This window comes from Flavobacterium sp. (genome assembly GCF_043778725.1).
GTDB lineage: Bacteria > Bacteroidota > Bacteroidia > Flavobacteriales > Flavobacteriaceae > Flavobacterium.
The window spans coordinates 1-23,177 of the sequence record NZ_JAYWFT010000156.1; the positions used below are offsets into that span (position 1 = coordinate 1).

The following is a 23,177-nucleotide window of genomic DNA, read 5'->3' on the forward strand; positions in this document are numbered from 1 at the left end:
ATCGAAACCGACATTTCATCTAGTGGAATTTGGTCGAATAATATTTTCATATCTTCAACCGAATCTATGGCAACACCAGCTTTTCCTACGTCACCAAAAACGCGTTCGTGATCAGAATCGTAACCTCTGTGTGTGGCTAAATCAAATGCTACCGAAAGACCTTTTTGTCCAGCAGCAAGATTTCTTCTGTAGAAAGCGTTACTTTCTTCAGCGGTTGAAAATCCTGCATATTGGCGCACTGTCCATGGACGACGCACGTACATTGTAGCATAAGGTCCGCGAAGATTGGGCGCAAAACCAGCACCAAAATCTAAATGTTCCAATCCTTGAATGTCTTCTTTGGAGTAGATTTTTTTTAAATCGATGTTTTCAGCGGTATGGAAAAGTTCCGAGTTTCGAGTTTGCTTCGCCAGTTCGCTAATGCTCGGGTCGAGTTTTGAGTTCTCAGTATTTTGTAATTTTATATGTTGTATGTCTTTTCTCATAGTTTTGAAAACTATTTAGGATATTTTTTAGTGTTTTTTGATGTATGAAAACAAGAAAGAATTTTAATGATTTTACTATTTTCGTCGTAAACATAGAATAATAAAAAAGGAAAAACTTTTAAAGGGATTGCTCTATAATTTTTATGTCTAACTTGATAATCAAGATTTATTTCTAGTTTTTTATAGGTTTCCGATAACTCATTGTAGAATCTTAATGCAAGGTTTAAATTAATTTCAGCATAATATTCAGTTGCATTTTCAATTTCTTTTTGTGCTTTTTTGGAAACAATAACTTTAAAACCCATACTTCTCTTTTAATCGATTTAACGATTCTGATGATGTAATGTATTCTGATTCAGGTTCATTTAGGCGATCGTCTAAAAGTTGTATTTGCTCGTCTGAAAGTTGATAATTAATTTCATTTTTAGCCAAAATGATAACTTCTACTTCATCTGCGATAAAATCGTCAGGTAAAGTGATGCTTACTTTTTGGTTTTCTACTTTTAAAAATTGTCTTATCGCTTCCATAGTTTCTTTTTGTTAAGGTTATGAATTATTCTGATGCTAAACGTTCTTGCTCTAATTTCTCGGCCAATCTTTTTTCGATAATTGGAACAATTAATGTCTTTCTCGGATTTTGTTTTACAAAAGGATACAGTTCTAAATCGTGTTTCATTTTGTCATTTTTGTTAGGATATTTGTTGGTTCCTAATAAAATTTCTTTTCCGCTGTCGAATAACTCTTGTTCTTTTTGAGCGCTTTCGTTGATTTTTTTCTGAATGTTTCCTTCGGATAATTGTTTTATAAATCCACCGTTTGCTTCAATTTCTTTAAAAAGTAATAAGGCTTTTTCGGCCAATTGTTTGGTTAAACTTTCAATGTAATAAGCGCCATCCGCAGGATTATTTACTTTATCAAAATAGCTTTCGTGTTTTAAAATAAGCAACTGATTTCTTGCAATTCTATCTCCAAATTCGTTGTCTTTGTGGTACAAAGCATCGTAAGGAAGATTTGAAATATAGTTTGCGCCACCAAGAATTGCAGACATACATTCGGTTGTGGTGCGAAGCATGTTTACGTTGTAATCGTATAATGTTTTGTTGCGTTTGGTTGGAGTTACAATGATATGACAATCGAAATTATGATTGTATTCGGATGCTAAAGTTGAAAATAATAATCGCAACGCACGAAGTTTTGCAATTTCAAAAAAGTAATTGGTTCCAACGGAAACTTCTATGGTTATAGGTTGATTTATAGTGGGAATTCTGTTGAAATATTCATTAACATGTGCTAAAGTATAGGCTAATTGTTGCACACTATTGGCTCCAGCATTTTGGTAAATTTCTGAATTTATGTTTAGGAATGAACTTGCAGCATTTTTAGCGATTTGATTTAGTTTTTCAATATCTTTTTCTAGGTTTTCAAACCAGTTTCCGTCTTTACACAATTGTCCAATCGGATCTAATTGAATAATGAAAATTGCTTTATTTTTAGTTGTAAAGTCATTTATTTTAGTAACGAAATCGATTGAGAGAAATGGCAAATAAAAAGAATAAGTCACTTTTTCCAATGGAAGATTTTGCATTAAATTTTCTATAGAAATAGTTTCGTTTTCAATTGTGAAACGAATGCTTTCTGCTCCACGATTTAAAGTATCTAATGCACGTTCGTTAGATTTTTTAATGTCATGAACAAAGATGTTTTGCAGAATTGAAAAGGATTCTTTTGGTGTGTTTATAGAAAGTTCTGATGTGTTTTCAAATTCGTCGCTGTGGTAAAACGGTTTTACTTTGATGCCTTCTGGACTTTCCCAAACTAGCGTTTCGTTATAGTCGGCGCCTTTTAGTTCGTATTGAATTTGTTGTTTCCATTGTTTGGAACTTACGCTTTCAAAATCTGAAAAAAGTGTGTTTTTTGTATTCACAAGTAGGGTGCTTTTTAGTACTTCAAAAGTAGTTTAAAAAAATATTTTTTTAAGGATTTAAATTTGATTTTTTGCAAAATTGGTATATACTTTTTTTGGAATTAAATTCTAGATTGATTAGATAAAAGCACTTCGACTGCGCTCAGTGTGACACAGCATAAATAATTGAAATTAATTTTAAAGATAAATTTCTCTAGAACCATGATGTCTAGTTTAAAGTTCACTGCTTAGACCTGATTGGAGCGGTTACCGTGTAACGTGGAAAGCAGGAATTGCGTTGGTAAAAATGCCTACTGATTCGCTCCTTCTAAACTGTCTTTAATTCTATCTTCTTCAATATCAATAATGTAAATATCTTCACTGTCTTTCTTCATGAAATATTTTTCGCGAGCATAGCGTTCGGTTTGACCTGGATTTTTTAGGTTTTTTATGCTTTGTTCGTCTTTGGAAATTTCTTGTTGGTAGTAACTTTTATTGTCTTCGAGTTCGTCAATTTGCTTGTCTAAGATGCGATGATCTAGGTAGGAATAATTGTCTAGGAAGAGCATCCAAACGAAGAAAAACAAAAGTACCAAGGTGTATTTGCTTCCTAAAAATTTAAGAAACGGATAGTCACTGATGAGGTTTTGGTACCAATTTTTCATGTTTTAAAGATACAAAAATTAGGTCAAACGTTGGTTGATAACAGCACGAACCACGTCTATGGCAACCGTGTTGTATTTATCGTTTGGAATGATGATGTCGGCGAATGCTTTTGTTGGTTCTATGAACTGTTGGTGCATTGGTTTAAGCGTTGTTTGGTAACGGTTTAGCACTTCTTCCATGTCGCGACCGCGTTCTGCAATGTCACGTTTTAAACGACGAATTAAACGTTCGTCTGAATCGGCGTGCACGAAAACTTTGATGTCAAACATGTCGCGAAGTTCTGGATTTGCAAGGATTAGAATTCCTTCTACAATCATTACTTTTCTTGGATGTGTGATTATGGTATCGTCTGTTCTGTTGTGGGTTACGAAAGAATAAACTGGTTGCTCAATGGTTTTTTCGACTTTTAATTCTTTTAAATGTTGTACTAAAAGTTCAAAATCGATGGCACGAGGATGATCAAAATTGATGTTACTGCGTTCTTCATAACTCATTCCGATGTTTTGTTTGTAGTAAGAATCTTGCGATATAATTCCGACTTCAGTTTCGGGTAATTCGTTCATAATTTGATGAACAACTGTTGTTTTTCCTGATCCTGTTCCGCCTGCAATTCCGATGATAAGCATGTTTGTTTGTTCTGTTAATGTTTGGACAAAAATAGATAAAAAATTACGAATTACGAATTAAAAATTAGGAATTAAAAATGTTAGAATTTTTCAAAAACGCCTAATCCAAACAAGGCAAAATCGTATTTTACAGGATCGTTTTTGTCAAGAATGCGAAGGTTTGTATCGAGTTCTGATAATGCTTTAGCGTCGTTTTGTTTTCTTGTGAGTAGTTCCAATTTTCGGGCAACATTTCCAGAATGAACGTCTAACGGACAAGATAATACAGATGTTGGGATGGTTTTCCAGATGCCAAAATCGACTCCTTTTTTATCATCGCGAACCATCCAACGAAGAAACATATTGATTCTTTTGGCTGCCGAATTGTTTACAGGATCAGAAATATGTTTTTGTGTTCGCGATTGGTGCTTGATTTCGAAGAATATTTTTTTGAATTCGGAAATGCTATTTTGCATTGAATTTTCCTCTATGTTTTTTGAGAAGACAGCTTCCAATCCGTGATGATTTTTGTAAATATGATTCAATCCTTTAATGAATGTCGAAAAATCGCCTCCATTGAAGGTTCTGTGAACAAAATTTTCTAGTTTTTCTAAATCGTTTTCTGAATGTGACATGACAAAATCGTATGGTGAATTACCCATTAAATCCATCATTTTTTTAGAATTATTGATAATCATTTTGCGGTTTCCCCAAGCGATTGTGGCTGAAAGAAATCCGGCAATTTCAATGTCTTCTTTTAATGAAAATTGATGCGGAATTTGAATTGGATCACTTTCAATGAAGTTCGGATTGTTGTATAGTTCGACTTTTTCGTCTAGGAATTCTTTTAGTTCTGGGTTAGTCATTTGACGAAAGTTTTTTAGCATAAAATCCATCTTTTAAATCGTTGGTTCTCATTTGTGGAACGATCTTGAAATATTTTTGGAAATAATCAATTTGTTGTTTGTTAACCGATGGTAATTCTCCGTCGCCACTTGCCCAGAAAAAATCGATTGCAGTAGGTGAGTTGTAGTTTAGATTTCCAATTTTAATTGTTTCGAAATCAGAGTTGTATTTGGTATTCTTGTATGGAAAAATTGTGTTTTCAATTGAAAAATTACTTAGTTCCATCATAAATTTATAATTTGAAAATCGATTTAAATTTATAGGAACAAATAAAATTAATAGTGTTGGAAGGAGTGATAAAATCAATAATAAATTGATTGTTTTTCTGTTTTGGACCATACAAATCAAACAAAATATACAGAAAAACAATATAAAATTCATGAAAAATCGGTATTGTGGCGAAGTTGCAAAAAGCAGTAGCAATTGCAAAATCATGATTCCGTAAAGCATCCAAATTCCTTTTTTATTTTGAAATTTATAGATAAAAATTGGTACAATAAGTAGGAGTAAAATACTTATTTTATTGAATAAACCATTGAGTTTAGGAAGTGATAACCATCGTAAAAATAAATCGAAAGCCGACATAGAATTGTACTGTTGTAAATCGACAAAGTATCCATAATATTTTAGTTGGTCGTAATAGAAATTCTCAATGGAATCGGGAATAGCATAATCAGTAGTAAAGACGCCAAATAATTTTGACGGAAAAACTGGCGAGCCACAAATAATCATATTTTTTGTAATGAAAAGTGCCAGAATTATGCTTGCAAGAAGAAAAGGTTTTGCAAGATTTCTTGATAATACTTTGAAATTAAAAACTAATAAAATGATTGGAATTATCGTGAAAGTTACTGTTGTGTTTTTTATATAAAGAACAAAAAGTATAAGAACTATCAATAAATTAAATAGTTCGATAGTTGCTTTTTTAAAGTTTTCTAAAAAATAAAAAAAGATAATAAATGATAATACATACACAGGAATATCTGGTGATGGTGCGCTTATAAATTGAAAAAGAAGAATATTTGATAACGGAAATAATCCAATTAATAAGTAGTTTTTATTGTTATTCGCATGAAATTCATGAAGTTTTTGAATGGCAAAAAAGTTTCCAAGAAGTAAGCAAAAACCACTTAAATCATTAAAATTTGAATACAAAAATGAGAAGTTAAAAGCACTTTGGGTAATGTGCCAACCGCTAGTTTGTCCGAGAAAAAAATGCAGGTTTACAATTCCTTTTACAAATCCGTATTCATTAATCCATTTTATAGTTTGAATGTAATAACTTTCATTATCAATTACATACGGAATAGAAGCACATTGAGCAATGATAAAAACTGAAATTGCAATTAAAAAAAACTTCAGAACTGATTCTAATTGTTTAAAATCTGATACAAATGATTTATAAAGTGCAACAATTTCCTTTTTAAATTTTAAAAAAAGTAAACCATTTACAATCAATAAAAACAAATGAAATTCAATATTTATTCGTCCAAAAATGGACCAAATACTAGCGATTAGTGTAATAAAAAATAATCCTAAAACGGAAGTTAAGATGAAGTTTTTATTTTTTAGACCAATAATTTTATCAAACCCAAAACCCAAGTTGATTGTGGTGAAAAGAATGTAAATCCATGATAGAATTATTAAAATCATTTAATTTTTTACTAAGTTGTTAACGGTTTAAAAGTTTAAAAGTTTAAAGGTTTAAGAGTTTAAAGGTTTAAGAGTTTAAAGGTTTATGTTTGATAAATAACTAAATTTAATATTTTTAGCTGAAAACTGACAACTAAAAACTAAAAACTGATGACTGATGACTACGAATGAAAACTGTTACTTGCTTATTAATCCATCAACCATAACTAATTTTCTGTCTGCCATGTTTGCTAATTCTTCGTTATGAGTAACAATTACAAACGTTTGACCGAATTCGTCACGCAATTGGAAGAACAATTTGTGTAAATTTTCGGCAGATGTTGTGTCTAAATTTCCAGATGGTTCATCGGCAAATATTACAGCTGGTTTATTTATTAATGCTCTTGCTACAGCTACTCGTTGTTGTTCACCTCCAGAAAGTTCATTAGGTTTGTGCGATATTCTATGGGATAAACCTAGGTAATCTAACAATCGTTTGGCTTCTATTTCGGTTGCAGCTTTTTCTTTTCCAGCAATAAAAGCAGGAATACAAACGTTTTCTAAAGCTGTAAATTCGGGTAATAATTGATGAAATTGAAAGATAAATCCCAAATGTTGATTTCTAAATTTAGATAATATTTTATCATTCATATTCAGAATTTCTTGATTGTTTATACTTAAAGAAGTTCCGTTTTCTTGCGATGGATTGTCTAACGTTCCAAGAATTTGTAAAAGTGTTGTTTTTCCTGCTCCAGATGCACCAACAATAGATACAATTTCACCTTTTTCTATATGCAAATCAACGCCTTTAAGCACGTGTAAACTATCATAATATTTATGAATATTTGTAGCTTTTATCATGGTTCAATTTTTCACAAAGTAACAAAGTATTTTTTAAAATAAATCTATATAGATATTTTTTATCGTTCAATAGATTATAAATTATAGTTAAAAAGCTGTTATTGTTTAATTATTTACTACTTTTGTTAAACAAAAATAAAAAATTTTATTTAACGAACAGCTTTTGTAAAGCATAGATGTAAACAAATTTTAAAACCATTAAATGAATAATTTAAAAGACAAAGAATTTTTTGAAACAATCGGTGAAAATCACCAAATGACTTCTTCAGAATCGCCATTAAGAAAAGATGCTTTTGATAAATCGGACGAAGTGAAAATGGCCACAATCGAAAATCATTTTTTTGATATCATGACAGAAATGGGATTGGATATGACTGATGATAGTCTTCGAGGTACACCACACAGAGTTGCCAAAATGTTTATTAAAGAATTATTCTCAGGATTAGATCCCAAAAACAAACCTAAATTATCAACTTTTGAGAACGGTTATCAATATAATAAAATGTTGGTTGAAGCCGATATTACGTTCAATTCTACTTGTGAACACCATTTTCTTCCAATATTTGGAAAAGCTCATGTGGGTTACGTATCAAGCGGACGCGTTATAGGATTGTCAAAATTGAATAGAATTGTAGACTATTATTCGCGACGTCCACAAGTGCAAGAGCGATTGGTAATGCAAATTTTTAACGAATTGAAAACTGCTTTAAACACCGACGATGTTATTGTGGTAATGGAGGCAAAGCATCTTTGTGTTTCTAGTAGAGGCATCAAGCACGAAAATAGCTTTACATCGACTATTCAATATGGTGGAATTTTTAATGAAAAAGAGAATAGAAACGACTTTTTTAATTTGATAAAACAAGATAAATAGTTTGGCATTAGATTTGTATAATCATTTGAAATATTAATAATAAAAAATGATACTACAATCAAATGCATTAATCAATTTAAGTCATAAACAACGAAATTTATTTCTAGGAATACTCTTTGACTTGATTGGAATGTTAACTTATTTGGTTCCTTTTTTAGGTGAATTTGCCGATACAATTTGGGCTCCACTTGGCGGAATTATGTTGTCTTACATGTACAAAGGAACTATTGGAAAAGTTGGAGGAATTATAGAGTTTTTAGAAGAGATTTTACCTTTTAGTGATTTTATTCCAACTTTTACACTCACTTGGATTTATACTTATGTAATTAAAAATCAAGAAAAATAAAATATAAAGGAACTTCAACAGTTCCTTTTTTTATTTCTCAAAAAAGTTAGCGATGAATCCTAGTTTTAAACTTCGTAGCATCTTTTTTTCAAAGGCCCAAAAGAATTTGAATTGTCCAAACAGAAAGCCAAAGAAAACTAAAAGCAGTTGGTAAACTGGAAAAATTATTAGAATATAAAGCAATAAATACAGTAAAATGTGATGTGTTTCTTTAGAAATTCCTAAAAACTTTAAAATAGGCTTAGCAATTACTGCTGCCGATGAACCTGTTATTGCAAATACAATCATTATGACAAAAAATTGCCAACTTGAAGTAATGTTCCAACGTTGTTTAAAGTTACTCATAAGTAATAAAGTGTGGCAAATTTACTCAAATTATGGTCGTGGAACAAATCCGGCGAGTTGTTGTTTGTTTGTTATTTGAAAATAAATCATGTAATTGTATATTAAATAATTTACTTCATAACCATAATGAATATTAGAATCGTAATTAATTTGCATTTCATATAAATTTGGGTTATATCGCTGCGGTTGCATTACTCGATTATTCCATTCTATAGCATAAATTTGATTTCTTCCTTCAAGATAACTCAATGAATAATAACCTCTTGGTTGTGAATGACTTGCTAGCCAAGAACTAAATCCGGCATCAATAATTATAACTTCATATTCTAATGAATCATTGGCTATTCTAATTGTATCAGAATTTTTTGCAATTGGTTGCTCTTTTTTATGATCTAAAACTATACTTTTATTAGATGTACAACTAATAATTAGTAGTAGAATTGTAAAAATGAAAAGTATATTTTTCATCTGTTTATTTTTTTATAAAGTTACTAAAAAACAAGATAATACATTTGTAATTGAATTGTTTTTAACAAAAAAAAGTATCCCAATTGTTGAAATACTTTTTAAAATCAATAAAAATATCAATGTAATTTGTTAGTACCAAACATCATTTTATCTGGTGAAATTATTCTTCTCTTGACAAAATAACATTGATTTCTTTATTTTTCAGAATTTTTAGCTTCTAATGTTTTTATTTCTATTTTTTCTTTTTTAATATCTTGACGAATCAAACCAAACAAACTCATATAAATATTAGCTATCCAAACTAATGAAAATAATGCAATTATATATCCAAACCAATTGTTTACCAGTAGTTTATAATTTGTAGCAACAATAAAAAATAACGTTACATAATGACTAAAACAATATTCGCAAGTGAATAAATAAAAAATTTTACGAGTAAATAACGTTTTAGAATCGGTGCTTCTTCTTGTGCAATAATTTCTTGGTTCTTTAAAAACTTCTTCGTGTGTTACCGTCCAACTGATGCATGCAATAGGAATTGCCATTACAAAAAGCCAAATTAGTTGAAGCGTTAGTGTCATTTTTATTTGATTATTTTATAAAAATACAATCTAATAATTGTTATCTTTTATTATAGTAAAGTTCTGTAAATCAATATTTTTAATGTTGTATAATTATAGAAAATAATTGCATCTTTCACACATTTAACTTTATTTAGCACAAAGAATAATTATATTTGAAGATAAAAAAATAAAGTATGTCACAATTGGTTTTGGTTCGTCACGGACAATCGGTTTATAATTTAGAAAATCGTTTTACAGGAAATCTAGACGTTTTATTAACACCTTTTGGCGAAGAAGAAGCAAAAAAAGCTGGTACTAAATTAAGAAGTTATAAATTTGATTTTGCCTTTACATCTACATTAAAAAGAGCACAAGAAAGTTTAAAAATAATTCTTGCAGAAATAGAACAATCTGCAATAAATGTTGTTAAAAATAGCGCTCTAAATGAGCGAATGTATGGCAGTTTACAAGGATTAAATAAAGAAGAAACTTCCAATAAATATGGTATTGATCAAGTAGAACTTTGGCGAAGAAGTTATGCCATTCGTCCTCCAGATGGCGAAAGTCTTGAAGATACTTTTAACAGAACAATTCCTTTTTATAAACTTGAAATTGAACCTAAACTGAAATTGGAAAAAACGATTTTAATTGTCGCACATGGAAACAGTTTAAGAGCGTTAATGATGTATTTAGAAAAGATTTCGGTTGATGAAATTGCTAAAATTAATATTCCAACTGGTGTTCCTAGGCTTTATACATTTGATCAAAATTTAACTATTTTGCAATGCGTTTACCTATAAGTTAGGTTTATATATTTGCCAATTCCCATAGCCAACGTGCTTTATTTTCGTTTAATGATGGAAACTGCATTACCATTAAATTGAATCCTTTTTTGCTCATGCGCCAATCTAGATGCATTGTTTTTATCGTTGCATCATAGATGTAAACTTTTTTAAAATGTCGTTTACTTTCAATTCCTGCCAAGGCACAAATTTGCAATGATTTTTGCAACGCTTCAACAATATTTTCGTTAGATATATTTTCTGTAAATGCTAGTTGTAACAACGAAAAATTAAGTTTTGAATTGTGAATTGATTCTTCGAAATCTTTTAAATTTGAAAAATAATCGTGTTTATGAAAAGGAATAATTGGATACGTTTTCATGGTCTTTGTTTAAGAAATTGCTTTTAATTCTTCGAATAATTGTTTTTGCTTTTCAGTTAAATTTTCAGGAATTATAATATGTAACTGAACATATAAATCACCAAATTGGGATGGATTTTCAAAAACTGGCATACCTTTTCCTTTCAATCTAACCGTTTTTGCATTTTGCGTACCAGCATTAATTTTAATTTTTAATTTTCCCGATAGCGAAGTCACAATAACTTCGCCACCAAGAATTGCTTCATAAAGATTTAGAAAAATCGTTTGATATAAATCATCACCTTTTCTTAAAATTTCTTTATTTTCTTTAATTTTTAATCTTACATACAAATCACCTCGATGTGCCGCCGAAGTTCCGGTTGCACCTTTATTTTTTATTCTAAATCGTTGATCAGAATAAGCACCAGGTTTGGTTGCAATTCGTAATTTTTCGTTTTCTACTTGTATAATTTTACTCGATCCAGAGTAGGCTTCTTCCAACGAAATTTCCATTTCGGTTTCATAGTCATTTCCTTTTACAGGTTGTGATTGTCCTGAATTTCTCCTGTTTTGGGAGAAAAATTGTTCAAAAAAATCTGAAAAATCTTCTTGATTTCCTCCACCAAATCCTCTATTGGTAGTTCCTTGGTTGTACTGCTGATTTTGATTATTTGCTTGTTGATTTTGTTGCCAATTTTCTCCTAAAGCATCATATTGTTTTCTTTTTTCTGGATTGCTTAAAACTTCATTGGCTTCGTTTACTAATTTAAAACGTTCTTCTGCTTTTTTATCACCTAAATTTTTGTCAGGATGATTTTGTTTCGCCAATGTTCGATACGCTTTTTTAACCTCTTGTTGCGTGGCTTTTTTATCAATTTCTAATATTTTATAATAGTCTTTATAATCCATTTTTCATGTTATTGACTTATAATTAGTTGGTTTAAAACTATTAATTGACATTATAATTTCTAAAAAGGATCCGATAAATCACTTATTCTAATTAGTTTTCGATTGACAAATTCTTGAATTCCAAGTTCAGATAATTCTCTACCATAACCAGAATTTTTGGTTCCACCAAATGGTAAATCTTCTTGCGTCCAAGTTGGATGATTGATAAAAACCATACCTACATCAATATCTTCGGCAATAGATTTTGCACGTTCAATGTTAGAACTAAAAATAGAACAGCCCAAACCATAAGGCGAATCGTTGGCTAATTTTATAGCTTCTTGTTCATCTTTTACAACATAAAATGAAGCAACAGGACCAAATATTTCTTCATGAAAAATAGGGTTATGTGAATCAATATTAGTAAGAATTGTTGGTTCTACAAAAGCGCCAATTCGGTCAGATCGAGTTCCGCCGAGTTCTATTTTTGCTCCACTATCAACAGCTCTTTTTATTTGATCTATAATGTTAACGGCTGCATCTTCACTAGAAAGCGGACCCAATTGTGTTTTAGAATCCATTGGATCGCCTATTACTAAATCGGACATTTTTTGTTTGAATTTTTCAAGGAATTCTGCTGCAATAGATTCAACTGCAATAAATCTTTTGGATGCTACACAACACTCGCCATTATTATTTATTCTTCCTACAATTGCCCAATCTACTGTTTTGTCAATATCGGCATCTTCTAGAATGATAAAAGCATCGCTACCTCCAAGTTCAAGAACCGATTTTTTAATATATTTTCCTGCTTGTTCAGCAATACTTGATCCTGCGGCTTCACTTCCTGTTAGTGAAACTCCTTTTATTCTAACATCGGCAACGAGTTGTGAAGCGCGTTTTCCTGATATTAATAAATTGGTATAAACGCCTTTTGGTGCTCCAGCTTGTGCAAATATTTTTTCAATTGCAATACCACATTGCGGAACTAACGAAGCATGTTTTATTACAACAGTATTTCCAATCATAATATTTGGTGCTGCAAAACGTGCCACTTGATAAAATGGAAAATTCCAAGGCTCAACTCCCAAAATAGTTCCTAATGGACTGTGTTTGTAATAGGCTTTTCCGAACTCTGGATTCAAATATTTATCAGCCATAAACGAAACCGCATGTTTGGCATAATATTCAAATATCTTGGCGCTTAACTCAATTTCTCCTTCGGCTTGAGCAATTAATTTACCCATTTCTAGCGTAATTATTTTAGCCAATTCCGATTTTTTTTCACGTAGTAAATGCGCTACTTTATACAGTAATTCGCCACGATGTTCATAGGAAGTTTTTTTCCAAGATTGAAATTCTTTGTCAGATTGTGCTACTAGATTATCTAAATCGGTATCAGAAATTTCATCAAACGATTGTACCAATGTATTGGTAAACGGATTTACAGTTTGTATTGACATGCTATTTATTTTTTAAATTATAATTTCGGTTTTTAATGGATTTCCATCTTCAAAATCGGTAAAATTTTGAATCGTAGTTGTTGCAATTCCTTCTAAGGCTTCTTTGGTGAAAAATCCTTGATGTGGCGTTATTAGTACATTGTTAAAAGTTAATAAGCGTTCAAACAAATCATCATCGATAATAGATTGCGACCTGTCTTTAAAAAATAAATGTTCTTCTTGCTCATAAACATCAATACCTAAATACCCAATTTGTTGTGTTTTTAACGATTCAATTGCATCATCAATTTTTATCATTGCACCGCGACTTGTATTGATAAGCATAACGCCTTTTTTGGTTTTTTTAAATGCGTTCTTATCAAATAAATGATTTGTTGCTGGCGTTAACGGACAATGAATTGAAATAATATCCGATGCAATCAATAGTTCATCTAACGATTTATAGACAACACCTTTTTGTTGTAATTCTTTATTTTCTTTAATGTCAAATGCTATAATTTTGCATCCAAAACCTAACATAATTTTACAAAAAGCAGTTCCAATCTTTCCAGTGCCAACAACTCCAATAGTTTTTTCAAATAAATTAAATCCTAAGAGATTGTTCAATGAAAAATTATTTTCTCTTACTTGATTATAAGCTTTGTGGGTTTTTCTGTTCAATGTTAAAATTAGCGCAACAGCATGCTCTGCGACTGCTTGCGGAGAATATGCAGGAACTCTCAAAACTTTAATTTGGTGTTTTTTTGCAGCTTTTAAATCAACATTATTATATCCAGCACTTCTTAAATCGATTAATTTTATTCCAATTTCAGCCAGATTTTCAATGGTTTTTTCATCAACAACATCGGTTACAAAAGCACAAACACCAACGCAACCTTTAGCTAGATTTGTAATTTCTGCATTTAAAGATTCGTTATAATAAATAAGTTCATGTTTGCCATCGGTATTGTGCTTATCAAACAATTCACGTTCATAAAATTGAGTTCCAAAAAAGGCTATTTTCATATATGTAAAAGTTATTTGTTAGCGGTCATATATGGTATCGCCTTTTTATTTATAGGTCTTTGCTCGCGTAAACTTGTTGTAAGTGGCGATTTCATAATTATTCTCCTTTATCTTCGTCCAAATCGTTATGATTATCGCCACCAATACTGTAATAATTATTTTCTTCATCTTCACTACCAACTTCTTCTTGCTCATCATCAAGTTCAGTTCCTGGAATGTCTAAATCTTCTGCTGTTTGATCTTTATCAAAATCCTTCTCGTTCAATTCGTTCGTATTATCAATTTCAATAACCGCTTTCTTTTTAGAAATATCTTCTGGATCAATATCAAATTCTTTGTCAAATTTGTTATAAATATCTTCGCTCTCAGGATATTGAGGATAACCAGGAAATTTATTTAATTCCTCGTTAGCCTCATTTGGTGCTGCATCTTGTTTTTTATCTGTTGATTTTTTCATGATTTTTTATTCTTCGAGTAACGCATTATAAGTAACATTCAAATTTTCAAAATGATTTTTTATAAAGGCTTCTTGTTCCTTTTGAGTCATTTTATCGGTTTCTTTAATTTTTATTTTGGTAGTAGAAGCAATATGATGGTCTTTTTCTATAAGATTGTACAATTCGGTTTTTGCAGTTGTAGGTCCAAAAAGCAATACTTCGTCATAATTTTTAATGATTTTCTCTAATTTTTTATAGTAGGTCAACATCATTTGCTGTTCTTTATTATGCATAGAAGTTTCGCCATGTTTTATACTTTCAAGTTTTACTTCGTTAGTAAAATTAGAATCTATAGTTTTTATTTCAAATGGTTGAACCGAAATTTCCATTAAATGTGCCGATGAATGATCCATCCATACCGATAATCTTTTTGGTGTTTTCATGTTGTAAATAATTAGATTAATACCTTGATAGTATCAATTGATAGCTTCACAAATCTACAAGATTACTAAGTTTTGGTAGTTGTATAAAAAGATCTAAATGTTGCATAATTCGCACATTATCAGATAATTTTAAAATTTTAAGCAAAAAAAAATCACGTTACAAAAACGTGATTTTAATTATTTAATAGGAAAGGTATAAATTATTTTCCTCCAAAAAGTTTTCCAAGTAATCCGCCAAGTCCACCAGATTTTCCAGAAACGGCAGCAACAGCATCGCTCATTCCTACTTTTCCATCGCCATCTTGGTCTAGGCCAAATTGTCCGCCATATTTAGAAATAGCATCCATAATTCCGCCACCAGCAGCACTATTTCCACTAGTTAAACTCCCAATAATGTCAGAAATATTAAATCCAGGATTATTAGGATCTTTGGCACCACCAATTAATGCACCCAAAACTTTAGGAATTAGACTTCCTGCAACTCCAGAAGCGGCATCGCTACTCAATCCAAATTTTTCACCTAGACTATTAGTTAGATTATTTGTAATTTGTTGCACTGCAGGATTAGAACCATCGGCAGCATTATTTCCTTGAAAAAGACCAGCCAAATCGGATATGTTTCCGCTAGCAACCATACCTTTTAAACTGTCAACTATAGAGCTGTTGGCATGTTCAAGTACAGCATCATTATGTTCATTGGGTACAGCCGGATTATTTACCACAGCATCACCACCAAATTGATTTACTAATTGTGTAAGTTGTTCAAACATAGTTTATTATTTTTAGTTTGAACAAAGATATAAAAGTTTAAAAGCACAAATGTAAAAAGTAGATATTATTCTACAAAACAAAAATCCAAATTCTAAATTGCTTTAAAATTTGGATTTTATAGATAGTTATTTGAAATTTATTTCTTTAAAATCCCAATAATTTGTTCTGCAAGTTCGGTTCCAATTCTATCTTGAGCCTCAAGAGTTGCAGCACCAATATGAGGTGTTAATGAAATGCTAGGATGCATTAATATTTTAATTTCTGGAGTTGGTTCGTTTTCAAAAACATCTAAACCTGCAAATAAAACTTTTTTACTATCTAAAGCTTCGATTAACGCTACTTCGTCAATAACGCCACCACGAGCACAGTTTACAATTCCAACATTTTCTTTTAAAAGCGCAAATTCATTTTTGCCAATCACATAGCCATCTTGTGCAGGAACGTGAAGCGTAATAAAATCAGAATGTTTAAAAACGTCTTCCAATGATTCTGTAACAATAGCAACATTAATGAATTGTCCCGTGTAAAAATCAACTCTAATTTCGGCATTGCTTACAAATTTATCTGCTGCAATAACTCTCATTCCAAGACCAAGAGCCATTTTTGCAACCGCTTGACCAATTCGTCCAAAACCTATAATTCCCAATGTTTTACCACGAAGTTCAATTCCTTTAGCATACGCTTTTTTAAGTCCATCAAAATTTGAATCGCCTTCAAGTGGCATATTTCTATTAGAATCTTGCAAGAAACGAACGCCAGTAAATAAATGTGCAAACACCAATTCAGCCACACTTTCACTTGATGATGCAGGCGTGTTTATTACATGTTTTCCATTTGCTCTAGCATATTCTACATCAATATTATCCATACCAACACCACCACGACCAATAACTTTAAGCCCAGGACAAGCATCAATAATATCTTTTCTAACCTTAGTTGCGCTTCTCACTAAAATAACAGCTACATTATTTTCGTTTATAAAATTTGCAACCTGTTCTTGAGCAACTTTGGTAGTAATTACTTCAAATCCACCTTTTTCTAATGCTTTAATTCCACTTTCAGACAATCCGTCGTTGGCTAATACTTTCATTTTTTATGCTTTTTTTACTTGTTCTGAATTTATTTCAGAATTTCAGCATCTTTCAATGCCAATTATGATTAAATTATTTTAATTTTTCTTGAAGCTATTCCTGCTATCCGTTTCAATCTTTCTTGTCTTGAACTAGTTCAAGACAAGAAAGGATTTTCACTACTATCAGGGCTAAGCTAATGTATACTTTTGGGCATTTTTGGTATTGTTTTTTTTTAATCTATTCTAAATCTTTTAAAATCAATACTTAAGATTAATTTCTAAACATTATTCTCCAACTCCTGCATCACATCTACCAATACTTGAACACTTTCTAGCGGTAAAGCATTGTACATAGAAGCACGATAGCCACCAACAGAGCGATGACCAGGCAAGCCAGAAATTCCTGCTTCTTTCCACATTTTGTCAAATAATGGTGCATTAGCTTCATCGTTTAGTAAAAAAGTAGCATTCATTGTACTTCTATCCTCAACTGCACAAGCACCTTTAAATAATGGGTTTCTGTCTATTTCAGTATAAAGTAAATTGGCTTTGGCAGTATTTATTTTTTCAATTGCAGCAATTCCGCCAAGGTTTTTCAACCATTGCAATGTAAGCAATGATGCATATACTGGAAAAACTGGAGGTGTGTTGTACATACTTTCGGCAGTAATGTGTTTTTGATAATCCAACATACTCGGAATATAACGACCAGATTTACCAAGAATTTCTTCTTTAACAACTACTAAAGTTGTTCCTGCTGGACCCATATTTTTTTGAGCTCCAGCATAGATAATATCAAATTTAGAAAAATCTAAACTTCTAGAAAATATATCCGAACTCATATCGCAAACTACAGGAATATTTGTTTGTGGAAATGATTTCATTTGTGTACCAAAAATGGTATTGTTACTAGTACAATGAAAATACGAAGCATCACTTGGAATTTCAAAATCTTTAGGAATATGATTGTAATTTTGCTCTTTTGACGAAGCAACAACAATGGTTTCTCCAAAATGTTTGGCTTCTTTAATAGCATTATTTGCCCAAGTTCCGGTGTCAAGATAAGCGGCTTTTCCGTCAACTTTCATTAAATTATAGGGAACCATCAAGAATTCTAAACTTGCACCACCAGATAAAAATAGTGCTTGATACCCTTTTCCTTCCAGTCCTAAAAGTTCAAGAACCAAAGCTCTTGCATCGTCCATAACGGCAACAAAATCTTTACTTCTATGAGAAATTTCTAAAATGGATAAATCAGAATTATTAAAATTTAAAATGGCTTGTGCCGATTTTTCAAATACTTCTTGTGGTAAAATGCAAGGTCCAGCGCTATAATTGTGTTTTTTCATGATGTAGTTTTCCAAATTTTAAAGATGCAAATTTCGGTAATAGGTATTGAAAAAGAGGTTACAATTTGGCAATAATTGAGCTATGTTGTTAACGATATCGTAATAGTTACTTGTTATGTTTAAGAATAATTTAGTTTATTGTTTATTTTTAATAAAGGTTAAATTAGTATATTTGTAATTCAAAATAAGAGTAATGGGTTTTCCTGAATTAAAATTTATAACTGAAAAAGAATATTTAAAAGCCGAGCGTTTGGCTGTAGATAAACATGAATATTATAAAGGTGAAATTTTCCCATTGCATAGAATTGAAAATGAAAAAGGTAAAATAGTAGCCATGAGTGGTGCTTCATTTACTCACAATAAAATATTTTCTAATACTTTTGGAAAATTATCTTCAAGTTTATTTGGTAAAAAATGTGCTGCATTTGGTAGCGATTTAAGAATTAATATACCAATAAATTCACTTTATACTTATCCTGATATTAGTGTAATATGTAATGAACCAGAATTTACTGACGAAGTTTTTGATACAATTACAAATCCTTCTGTTATTTTTGAAATTTTATCTAAATCGACTAGAAATTATGATTTAGGTCAAAAATTTGCTTTATACAGACAAATTACATCATTAAAAAATTATGTAGTTATTGATAGTGAGAAAATAAGCGTACTAATTCATACTAAAAATGAAGATGAAAGCTGGTTAATGCAAGAGTATAATTCATTAGATTCTAAAATAAAAATTAACATCCTAGCAATTGAAATTCTGTTGAATGAAATATACCAAAATGTAATTTTAGAAGTTTCTTAAATACGCAATAAGAAATCAATTGTATCAACATTATCTGCATAATCCCAAAGTTCTGGTTTTTGGGATTTTCCGAATGCAATACTGTTTTCGATTAAATCTTTAGAAACAATACATTGAATTTTTTCGGCATCATTTTCTAGTTGCTTTTTAATACTATCAATATTTTCATAATATTCATAAAAAACAGACGAGATAGGCGAGGCATAGCTTGTGTCTTCCTTTATTGTTAAAAATTCATTATCTAATAATTTAAAGTTGCTCATCAAGAAAACAGCTTTGTTATAATCGTAGTTATTGGCATATTTTTCATAGTAAATAACGTCTTTTTGTTCATAAATTGCCTTGAAAAATGCTTCAAAGTTGTAGCCTTTTGGAACAAATAATTTGGAAACATTACGACAACCTAAACCAAAATACCTAAAAATATCTTCGCCTAAATTGGCTAAATCTTCGTCAGTTTCTGTTCCGTTTAAAACCGCAACGGAATTTCTGCTTTTTCGAATTATACTTGGTTTGTCTTTAAAGTAAAATTCAAAATAACGTGCTGTGTTATTACTTCCGGTTGCAATGACGGCATCAAAATTTTCCATTTTCCCATCTGTAAAAGTGATGAAATTTTTCAGTTCCGGATTTACTGCAATAAGATAGTTTGCTAGGAAGGGCAATAATTTTTGATCATTTGAAGAAGTTTTAACCAAAACCGAATGTCCCGAAATTAAAACCGATAAAAAATCATGAAATCCTACCAATGGGATATTTCCTGCAAGAATCAATCCAACAGTTTTTTCTTTTATGTTAGAAAAATCATAGTTAGACAACCAATTATTCAAATTATTTTCTGTCAATGCTTCTGCCCAAGATTGTATTGCAAAATATACTTGATCTGGCGTGAACCAACCATTGTGCGATTGGGATAATTGTATCAACGAAATAAAATCGTCATGAAACAAATTGTTATTTAAAACAGAGTCGTTTTTAACTGTTTTAGTATCAGAAAATTGACTTAAAAATTTCCCGAGTTCTATAAAACATTTTATTTTATCGTTTTGTAACATTTGTTTATTTGTTTATAACAAGATTTGATTGTAATTTTGCACAAAATTAAAGAAAAGTATTGAGGATATACGAATTAGAATTTAGGAATATTTGAAAATCTTAAATACAATAATCCTTCTCCCTAAATTAAAGAAAATATGGCAATTATAATCACAGATGAATGTATAAATTGTGGCGCATGCGAGCCAGAATGTCCAAATACTGCAATATATGAAGGCGCAGATGATTGGCGTTATAAAGACGGAACAAAGTTAAAAGGAAAAGTAATACTTCCTGATGGTACAACAGTAGATTCTGACGCTGCACAAACACCAATTTCAGACGATGTTTATTATATTGTACCAGGAAAATGTACCGAATGTAAAGGTTTTCATGAAGAGCCACAATGCGCAGCAGTTTGCCCAGTTGATTGTTGTATTCCAGATGATAATCATGTAGAAAGTGAAGAAACGCTTTTAAACCGACAATCATTTTTACATAATGAATAAGGTTTAAACTTTTAATAATCAAAAAATCCTGAGCATAACACTCAGGATTTTTCTTTTCCAATAAACAATCATTCCCTTTTTTCAATAGCAATTTTTTTCTTTATTCTTTTATTTTTAAATATTTTTGTGTTGTAACGGTGTCATTTTTATCATTATAGGTTTCAATAACTAGATTTCCATCGGTATCGAAATAACTAATAGCTGTTGTGTTTTTATTTCTATATATGTAGGTGTTTATTGATGTTTTTCTCAATAAATCTGGTTTTTTGTTAGCGTCATAAATTAGTGTGTATCCTTGAGAGTCTAAAGCTATTTTATATTTGGTATTATTTTCTCCTTGATAATATCCAGAACGATCAACATCTACAGTTCTTGTAGTTCCATCTGCATTTGTTATTTGAGTTGTTTTTATTACTTCTACAGGAGTTTCTTTCATCTCAATATTCAATGTATTTGGTTTTTCATCTTTCAATTCAATTTTTTGAATTTCTTGGGTATCTTCTTTTTTTACAATTTTCTTTTCTCCATCAGAATCTTTTATTGTAGTAGTTGTAGTTTCGGAAGTTTTAAGTACATTTTTATTTTGTGCTACACTTGCAATAGTAAATAAGAAGGATAATAATGTGAATGATATAAATTTCATAATATTTTTTTTAGAATTAGTATGATACAAATTTCGTGTAATTTCAATTTTTGATGTTATATTTTTTTGAAAAAGTATTGTATAATTCACATATAAAAAAAATCCTGTTTTCATTGAAAACAGGATTTTAATATAAAAAAGAGTGGTTTTTAGAATTTAAATCCTAATCTAGTATAATAATAAGCACCGCTGAATCCCATTTGAACTGAATCCCAATATCCGCCAGCTTCTGTATTTCCTGATTCATCTTGTTTAGTAGGATAAATATTGAACAAATTATTGCTTCCTACACTTAGTTTTAATTGTTTAGTTACTTTAAATCCTAGGGTTAAATCTGTTACTATTTTAGGATCATACACATTATCCATTCCTGCATAATCTACAAGAACAACTTTGCTAAATCGTGTAAAAGCCATTCCTGCATCAAAAATACTTCTAGAATAGTTTAGGTTTAAACCAAATTTACTGTTGGGTGCAGCAGCTTTTAAAAATGCTATTTCTCTGTCTCCAAAGAAAGTCTGTTGGTCAAGGCTATTGTTTTTTACTTTAGTAACTTTTAGGTGGTTGATGTTTCCAACAAAAGTAGCACTAAATTTATTATCGCCCAACGCTTTTTTATAGGCAAAAACAAAATCAAGTCCCATTGTTTTTGTGTTTACACCGTTTACAAAAAATTGTGCAGCATCTACATTTAAGTTTAAAGCTGATGCGTCAAAATATCCTGTAAGTACAATTCTATCTTTTACATTTATTAAATATCCATCAACTGTAGCAGTAAAACTCCCAAAATTTCCTGTAAAACCTACAGAACCATTATTAGAAGTTTCCTCTTTTAATTTTTCAATTCCAAATCCTTTTGTAACTGCACTTTCATTGGCAGACAATAATACTTCTGTTGCTCCACCAGCATTAAAGTTTGTGAAGTTTGTATTAAAATAGATTTGGGCTAATGATGGCGCTCTAAATCCTGTACTCATAGAACCTCTAAAACTTACTTGTTCTGAAAGTTTAAGACGATAAGCATACTTTAAATTTAATGTGTTTCCAAAATCGCTATAATTTTCATATCGTAATGCTGCACTTAATAAAAAGTCCTTAGAAACATCAAGTTCTGCATCTACATAAATAGATTTACTTGATCTATCTTCATCAACAACATTTTTAGGGCTAAAACCAGGAAATCCTTGAGAACCTCCAGGTCTTGGATTTCCCGAAATTGGATCAATCGGTGCAGTCTGCGTTAACGGATTTGTAATTGGTTGTCCAGTAGTGTCGTAAGTTGCATAAGAACCAGTTTCTCCAGAAAATATTTTATATTGTTCTAATCGATATTCACCACCGAAAGCAAAATTTAATCCGTTTAAAACAGATTTAAAGTTTTTCGAAAAATCTAAATTTGTAGTGTTTTGACTTAAGCTAAAACCACCAGCATTAAATTCTCTTGGTGATGCACCTTCCAAACTTGCATTTATTGTTCCTTTAATATTGTAATCAAAAATATTTTTTCCGTAGGTATTACTTAAATCTATTTTCCAACCTGTTTTATTTCTAGTTCTAAAACCACCAGAAATAGAATTATCAGTAATTTTAGAGGTAATTCTTGGAGTGTATCCGCCGGGATAAATAGATTCTACAACTCGTTCTCCACCATTTCTTGTAAAAGCATAAGCATCTGTATTTCTGTCATTTCTTCCTCCAAAGGCATAAAATTCAATCTTGTCAGAAACAGGAAGCATTAAATTGGCCATTAAATTCATACTTTTTATTTCGGCTTCACCAAATCCTTTTCTGAAATCAAAACCTGGGCGCAATGTTTTTTCTTTAGTAAAATACTCAGAAGTTAAGTTTACAAAACCTCCATCTTTTCCTATTTTAACACCATAGTTAGCCGCAACTTTCAATGAATTTCCGTCGTATTTTTTATCTTTACCATAAGTATTTCCATTTCCATCTT

General features: G+C 30.7%; 29 protein-coding genes. 5 read left to right on the forward strand and 24 right to left on the reverse strand.

Annotated elements, in window-relative coordinates; translation table 11 throughout:
* From ACH2CG_RS14525 to ACH2CG_RS14565, 9 genes are all read right to left on the reverse strand, one after another.
* Positions 1 to 485: methylmalonyl-CoA mutase family protein (locus ACH2CG_RS14525; RefSeq protein ID WP_395066451.1), on the reverse strand; the 485-nt coding region annotated here is incomplete at its 3' end.
* Between the two features lie 11 nt (positions 486 to 496).
* Entirely contained in the window at positions 497 to 790 is a 294-nt protein-coding gene (locus ACH2CG_RS14530) for a type II toxin-antitoxin system RelE/ParE family toxin (RefSeq protein ID WP_395066453.1), read from the reverse strand.
* The gene (locus ACH2CG_RS14535) at positions 780 to 1,013 is read right to left on the reverse strand and encodes a hypothetical protein (protein WP_395066455.1); all 234 of its coding nucleotides are present in this window, start codon (positions 1,011 to 1,013) and stop codon (positions 780 to 782) included. Before ACH2CG_RS14535 ends, ACH2CG_RS14530 begins: the two co-directional genes overlap by 11 nt.
* 25 nt (positions 1,014 to 1,038) lie before the next feature.
* Positions 1,039 to 2,409 carry a methylmalonyl-CoA mutase subunit beta gene (locus ACH2CG_RS14540; RefSeq protein WP_395066457.1) on the reverse strand — a complete coding sequence of 457 codons (1,371 nt, stop codon included), beginning with the start codon at positions 2,407 to 2,409 and terminating at the stop codon, positions 1,039 to 1,041.
* A 290-nt stretch (positions 2,410 to 2,699) separates the two neighbouring features.
* On the reverse strand, positions 2,700 to 3,053 hold the full coding sequence (locus ACH2CG_RS14545) for a septum formation initiator family protein (RefSeq protein ID WP_395066459.1): 354 nt from the start codon (positions 3,051 to 3,053) through the stop codon (positions 2,700 to 2,702).
* Positions 3,054 to 3,071: 18 nt separating this feature from the next.
* Positions 3,072 to 3,680 carry a uridine kinase gene (udk, locus tag ACH2CG_RS14550; RefSeq protein WP_395066461.1) on the reverse strand — a complete coding sequence of 203 codons (609 nt, stop codon included), beginning with the start codon at positions 3,678 to 3,680 and terminating at the stop codon, positions 3,072 to 3,074.
* A gap of 80 nt (positions 3,681 to 3,760) precedes the next feature.
* Complete coding sequence (locus ACH2CG_RS14555) at positions 3,761 to 4,525, reverse strand: TIGR02757 family protein (RefSeq protein WP_395066463.1); 765 nt, start codon at positions 4,523 to 4,525, stop codon at positions 3,761 to 3,763.
* On the reverse strand, positions 4,518 to 6,218 hold the full coding sequence (locus tag ACH2CG_RS14560) for an LIC_10190 family membrane protein (RefSeq protein WP_395066465.1): 1,701 nt from the start codon (positions 6,216 to 6,218) through the stop codon (positions 4,518 to 4,520). The genes ACH2CG_RS14555 and ACH2CG_RS14560 overlap by 8 nt, the downstream gene beginning before the upstream one ends.
* A 177-nt stretch (positions 6,219 to 6,395) precedes the next feature.
* Positions 6,396 to 7,058, reverse strand: coding sequence for an ABC transporter ATP-binding protein (locus ACH2CG_RS14565; RefSeq protein ID WP_395066467.1), 663 nt, complete (start codon positions 7,056 to 7,058; stop codon positions 6,396 to 6,398).
* Positions 7,059 to 7,260: 202 nt separating this feature from the next.
* On the opposite strand from ACH2CG_RS14565, the gene folE reads away from it, so the two are divergent.
* Positions 7,261 to 7,932 (forward strand): GTP cyclohydrolase I FolE, encoded by a 672-nt coding sequence (folE, locus tag ACH2CG_RS14570; protein ID WP_395066469.1) that lies wholly within the window; start codon positions 7,261 to 7,263, stop codon positions 7,930 to 7,932.
* 46 nt (positions 7,933 to 7,978) lie between these two features.
* On the forward strand, positions 7,979 to 8,278 hold the full coding sequence (locus ACH2CG_RS14575) for a hypothetical protein (protein ID WP_395066471.1): 300 nt from the start codon (positions 7,979 to 7,981) through the stop codon (positions 8,276 to 8,278).
* Positions 8,279 to 8,308: 30 nt separating this feature from the next.
* Here the strand turns inward: ACH2CG_RS14575 and ACH2CG_RS14580 are convergent, their stop codons facing one another.
* The 3 genes from ACH2CG_RS14580 to ACH2CG_RS14590 form a co-directional block, all read right to left on the reverse strand.
* A complete protein-coding gene (locus ACH2CG_RS14580; RefSeq protein WP_395066473.1) occupies positions 8,309 to 8,623 on the reverse strand; it encodes a DUF6787 family protein in 315 nt (104 codons plus the stop codon).
* Positions 8,624 to 8,653: 30 nt separating this feature from the next.
* Positions 8,654 to 9,091, reverse strand: a complete 438-nt coding sequence (locus tag ACH2CG_RS14585) for a DUF6146 family protein (protein WP_395066475.1) — start codon at positions 9,089 to 9,091, stop codon at positions 8,654 to 8,656.
* Between the two features lie 194 nt (positions 9,092 to 9,285).
* Positions 9,286 to 9,672, reverse strand: a complete 387-nt coding sequence (locus ACH2CG_RS14590) for a hypothetical protein (RefSeq protein ID WP_395066477.1) — start codon at positions 9,670 to 9,672, stop codon at positions 9,286 to 9,288.
* A 176-nt stretch (positions 9,673 to 9,848) separates the two neighbouring features.
* Here ACH2CG_RS14590 and ACH2CG_RS14595 point away from each other — a divergent pair, with 176 nt between their 5' ends.
* Positions 9,849 to 10,454, forward strand: coding sequence for a 2,3-diphosphoglycerate-dependent phosphoglycerate mutase (locus tag ACH2CG_RS14595; protein ID WP_395066479.1), 606 nt, complete (start codon positions 9,849 to 9,851; stop codon positions 10,452 to 10,454).
* A 7-nt stretch (positions 10,455 to 10,461) separates the two neighbouring features.
* On the opposite strand, the gene ACH2CG_RS14600 is transcribed toward ACH2CG_RS14595, so the two are convergent.
* From ACH2CG_RS14600 to serC, 9 genes are all read right to left on the reverse strand, one after another.
* Positions 10,462 to 10,818, reverse strand: a complete 357-nt coding sequence (locus tag ACH2CG_RS14600; RefSeq protein WP_395066481.1) for a hypothetical protein — start codon at positions 10,816 to 10,818, stop codon at positions 10,462 to 10,464.
* A 9-nt stretch (positions 10,819 to 10,827) separates the two neighbouring features.
* Complete coding sequence (locus tag ACH2CG_RS14605; protein WP_395066483.1) at positions 10,828 to 11,706, reverse strand: DnaJ C-terminal domain-containing protein; 879 nt, start codon at positions 11,704 to 11,706, stop codon at positions 10,828 to 10,830.
* 59 nt (positions 11,707 to 11,765) lie between these two features.
* Complete coding sequence (locus tag ACH2CG_RS14610) at positions 11,766 to 13,148, reverse strand: NAD-dependent succinate-semialdehyde dehydrogenase (RefSeq protein ID WP_395066485.1); 1,383 nt, start codon at positions 13,146 to 13,148, stop codon at positions 11,766 to 11,768.
* Between the two features lie 12 nt (positions 13,149 to 13,160).
* Positions 13,161 to 14,153 carry a 2-hydroxyacid dehydrogenase gene (locus ACH2CG_RS14615; protein ID WP_395066487.1) on the reverse strand — a complete coding sequence of 331 codons (993 nt, stop codon included), beginning with the start codon at positions 14,151 to 14,153 and terminating at the stop codon, positions 13,161 to 13,163.
* A gap of 97 nt (positions 14,154 to 14,250) precedes the next feature.
* Entirely contained in the window at positions 14,251 to 14,610 is a 360-nt protein-coding gene (locus ACH2CG_RS14620) for a hypothetical protein (protein ID WP_395066489.1), read from the reverse strand.
* A 6-nt stretch (positions 14,611 to 14,616) separates the two neighbouring features.
* Positions 14,617 to 15,033, reverse strand: a complete 417-nt coding sequence (locus ACH2CG_RS14625; protein WP_395066491.1) for a hypothetical protein — start codon at positions 15,031 to 15,033, stop codon at positions 14,617 to 14,619.
* A gap of 200 nt (positions 15,034 to 15,233) precedes the next feature.
* Positions 15,234 to 15,803, reverse strand: coding sequence for a hypothetical protein (locus tag ACH2CG_RS14630; protein ID WP_395066493.1), 570 nt, complete (start codon positions 15,801 to 15,803; stop codon positions 15,234 to 15,236).
* Positions 15,804 to 15,940: 137 nt separating this feature from the next.
* Complete coding sequence (locus ACH2CG_RS14635; RefSeq protein WP_395066495.1) at positions 15,941 to 16,894, reverse strand: D-2-hydroxyacid dehydrogenase; 954 nt, start codon at positions 16,892 to 16,894, stop codon at positions 15,941 to 15,943.
* 260 nt (positions 16,895 to 17,154) lie between these two features.
* A complete protein-coding gene (gene serC / locus ACH2CG_RS14640; protein WP_395066497.1) occupies positions 17,155 to 18,225 on the reverse strand; it encodes a 3-phosphoserine/phosphohydroxythreonine transaminase in 1,071 nt (356 codons plus the stop codon).
* Positions 18,226 to 18,418: 193 nt separating this feature from the next.
* Between serC and ACH2CG_RS14645 the strand changes: the two genes are divergently transcribed.
* A complete protein-coding gene (locus tag ACH2CG_RS14645; RefSeq protein WP_395066499.1) occupies positions 18,419 to 19,036 on the forward strand; it encodes a Uma2 family endonuclease in 618 nt (205 codons plus the stop codon).
* Here ACH2CG_RS14645 and ACH2CG_RS14650 read toward each other — a convergent pair.
* Entirely contained in the window at positions 19,033 to 20,091 is a 1,059-nt protein-coding gene (locus tag ACH2CG_RS14650; RefSeq protein WP_395066501.1) for an acyl-CoA reductase, read from the reverse strand. The two genes, ACH2CG_RS14645 and ACH2CG_RS14650, sit on opposite strands and share 4 nt — an antisense overlap.
* Before the next feature lie 138 nt (positions 20,092 to 20,229).
* On the opposite strand from ACH2CG_RS14650, the gene ACH2CG_RS14655 reads away from it, so the two are divergent.
* Positions 20,230 to 20,580 carry a 4Fe-4S dicluster domain-containing protein gene (locus ACH2CG_RS14655; RefSeq protein WP_395066503.1) on the forward strand — a complete coding sequence of 117 codons (351 nt, stop codon included), beginning with the start codon at positions 20,230 to 20,232 and terminating at the stop codon, positions 20,578 to 20,580.
* Between the two features lie 100 nt (positions 20,581 to 20,680).
* Here ACH2CG_RS14655 and ACH2CG_RS14660 read toward each other — a convergent pair whose 3' ends face one another.
* Entirely contained in the window at positions 20,681 to 21,223 is a 543-nt protein-coding gene (locus ACH2CG_RS14660) for a hypothetical protein (RefSeq protein WP_395066505.1), read from the reverse strand.
* A 149-nt stretch (positions 21,224 to 21,372) separates the two neighbouring features.
* On the reverse strand, positions 21,373 to 23,177 hold a 1,805-nt coding region (locus tag ACH2CG_RS14665), incomplete at its 5' end, for a TonB-dependent receptor plug domain-containing protein (RefSeq protein WP_395066507.1).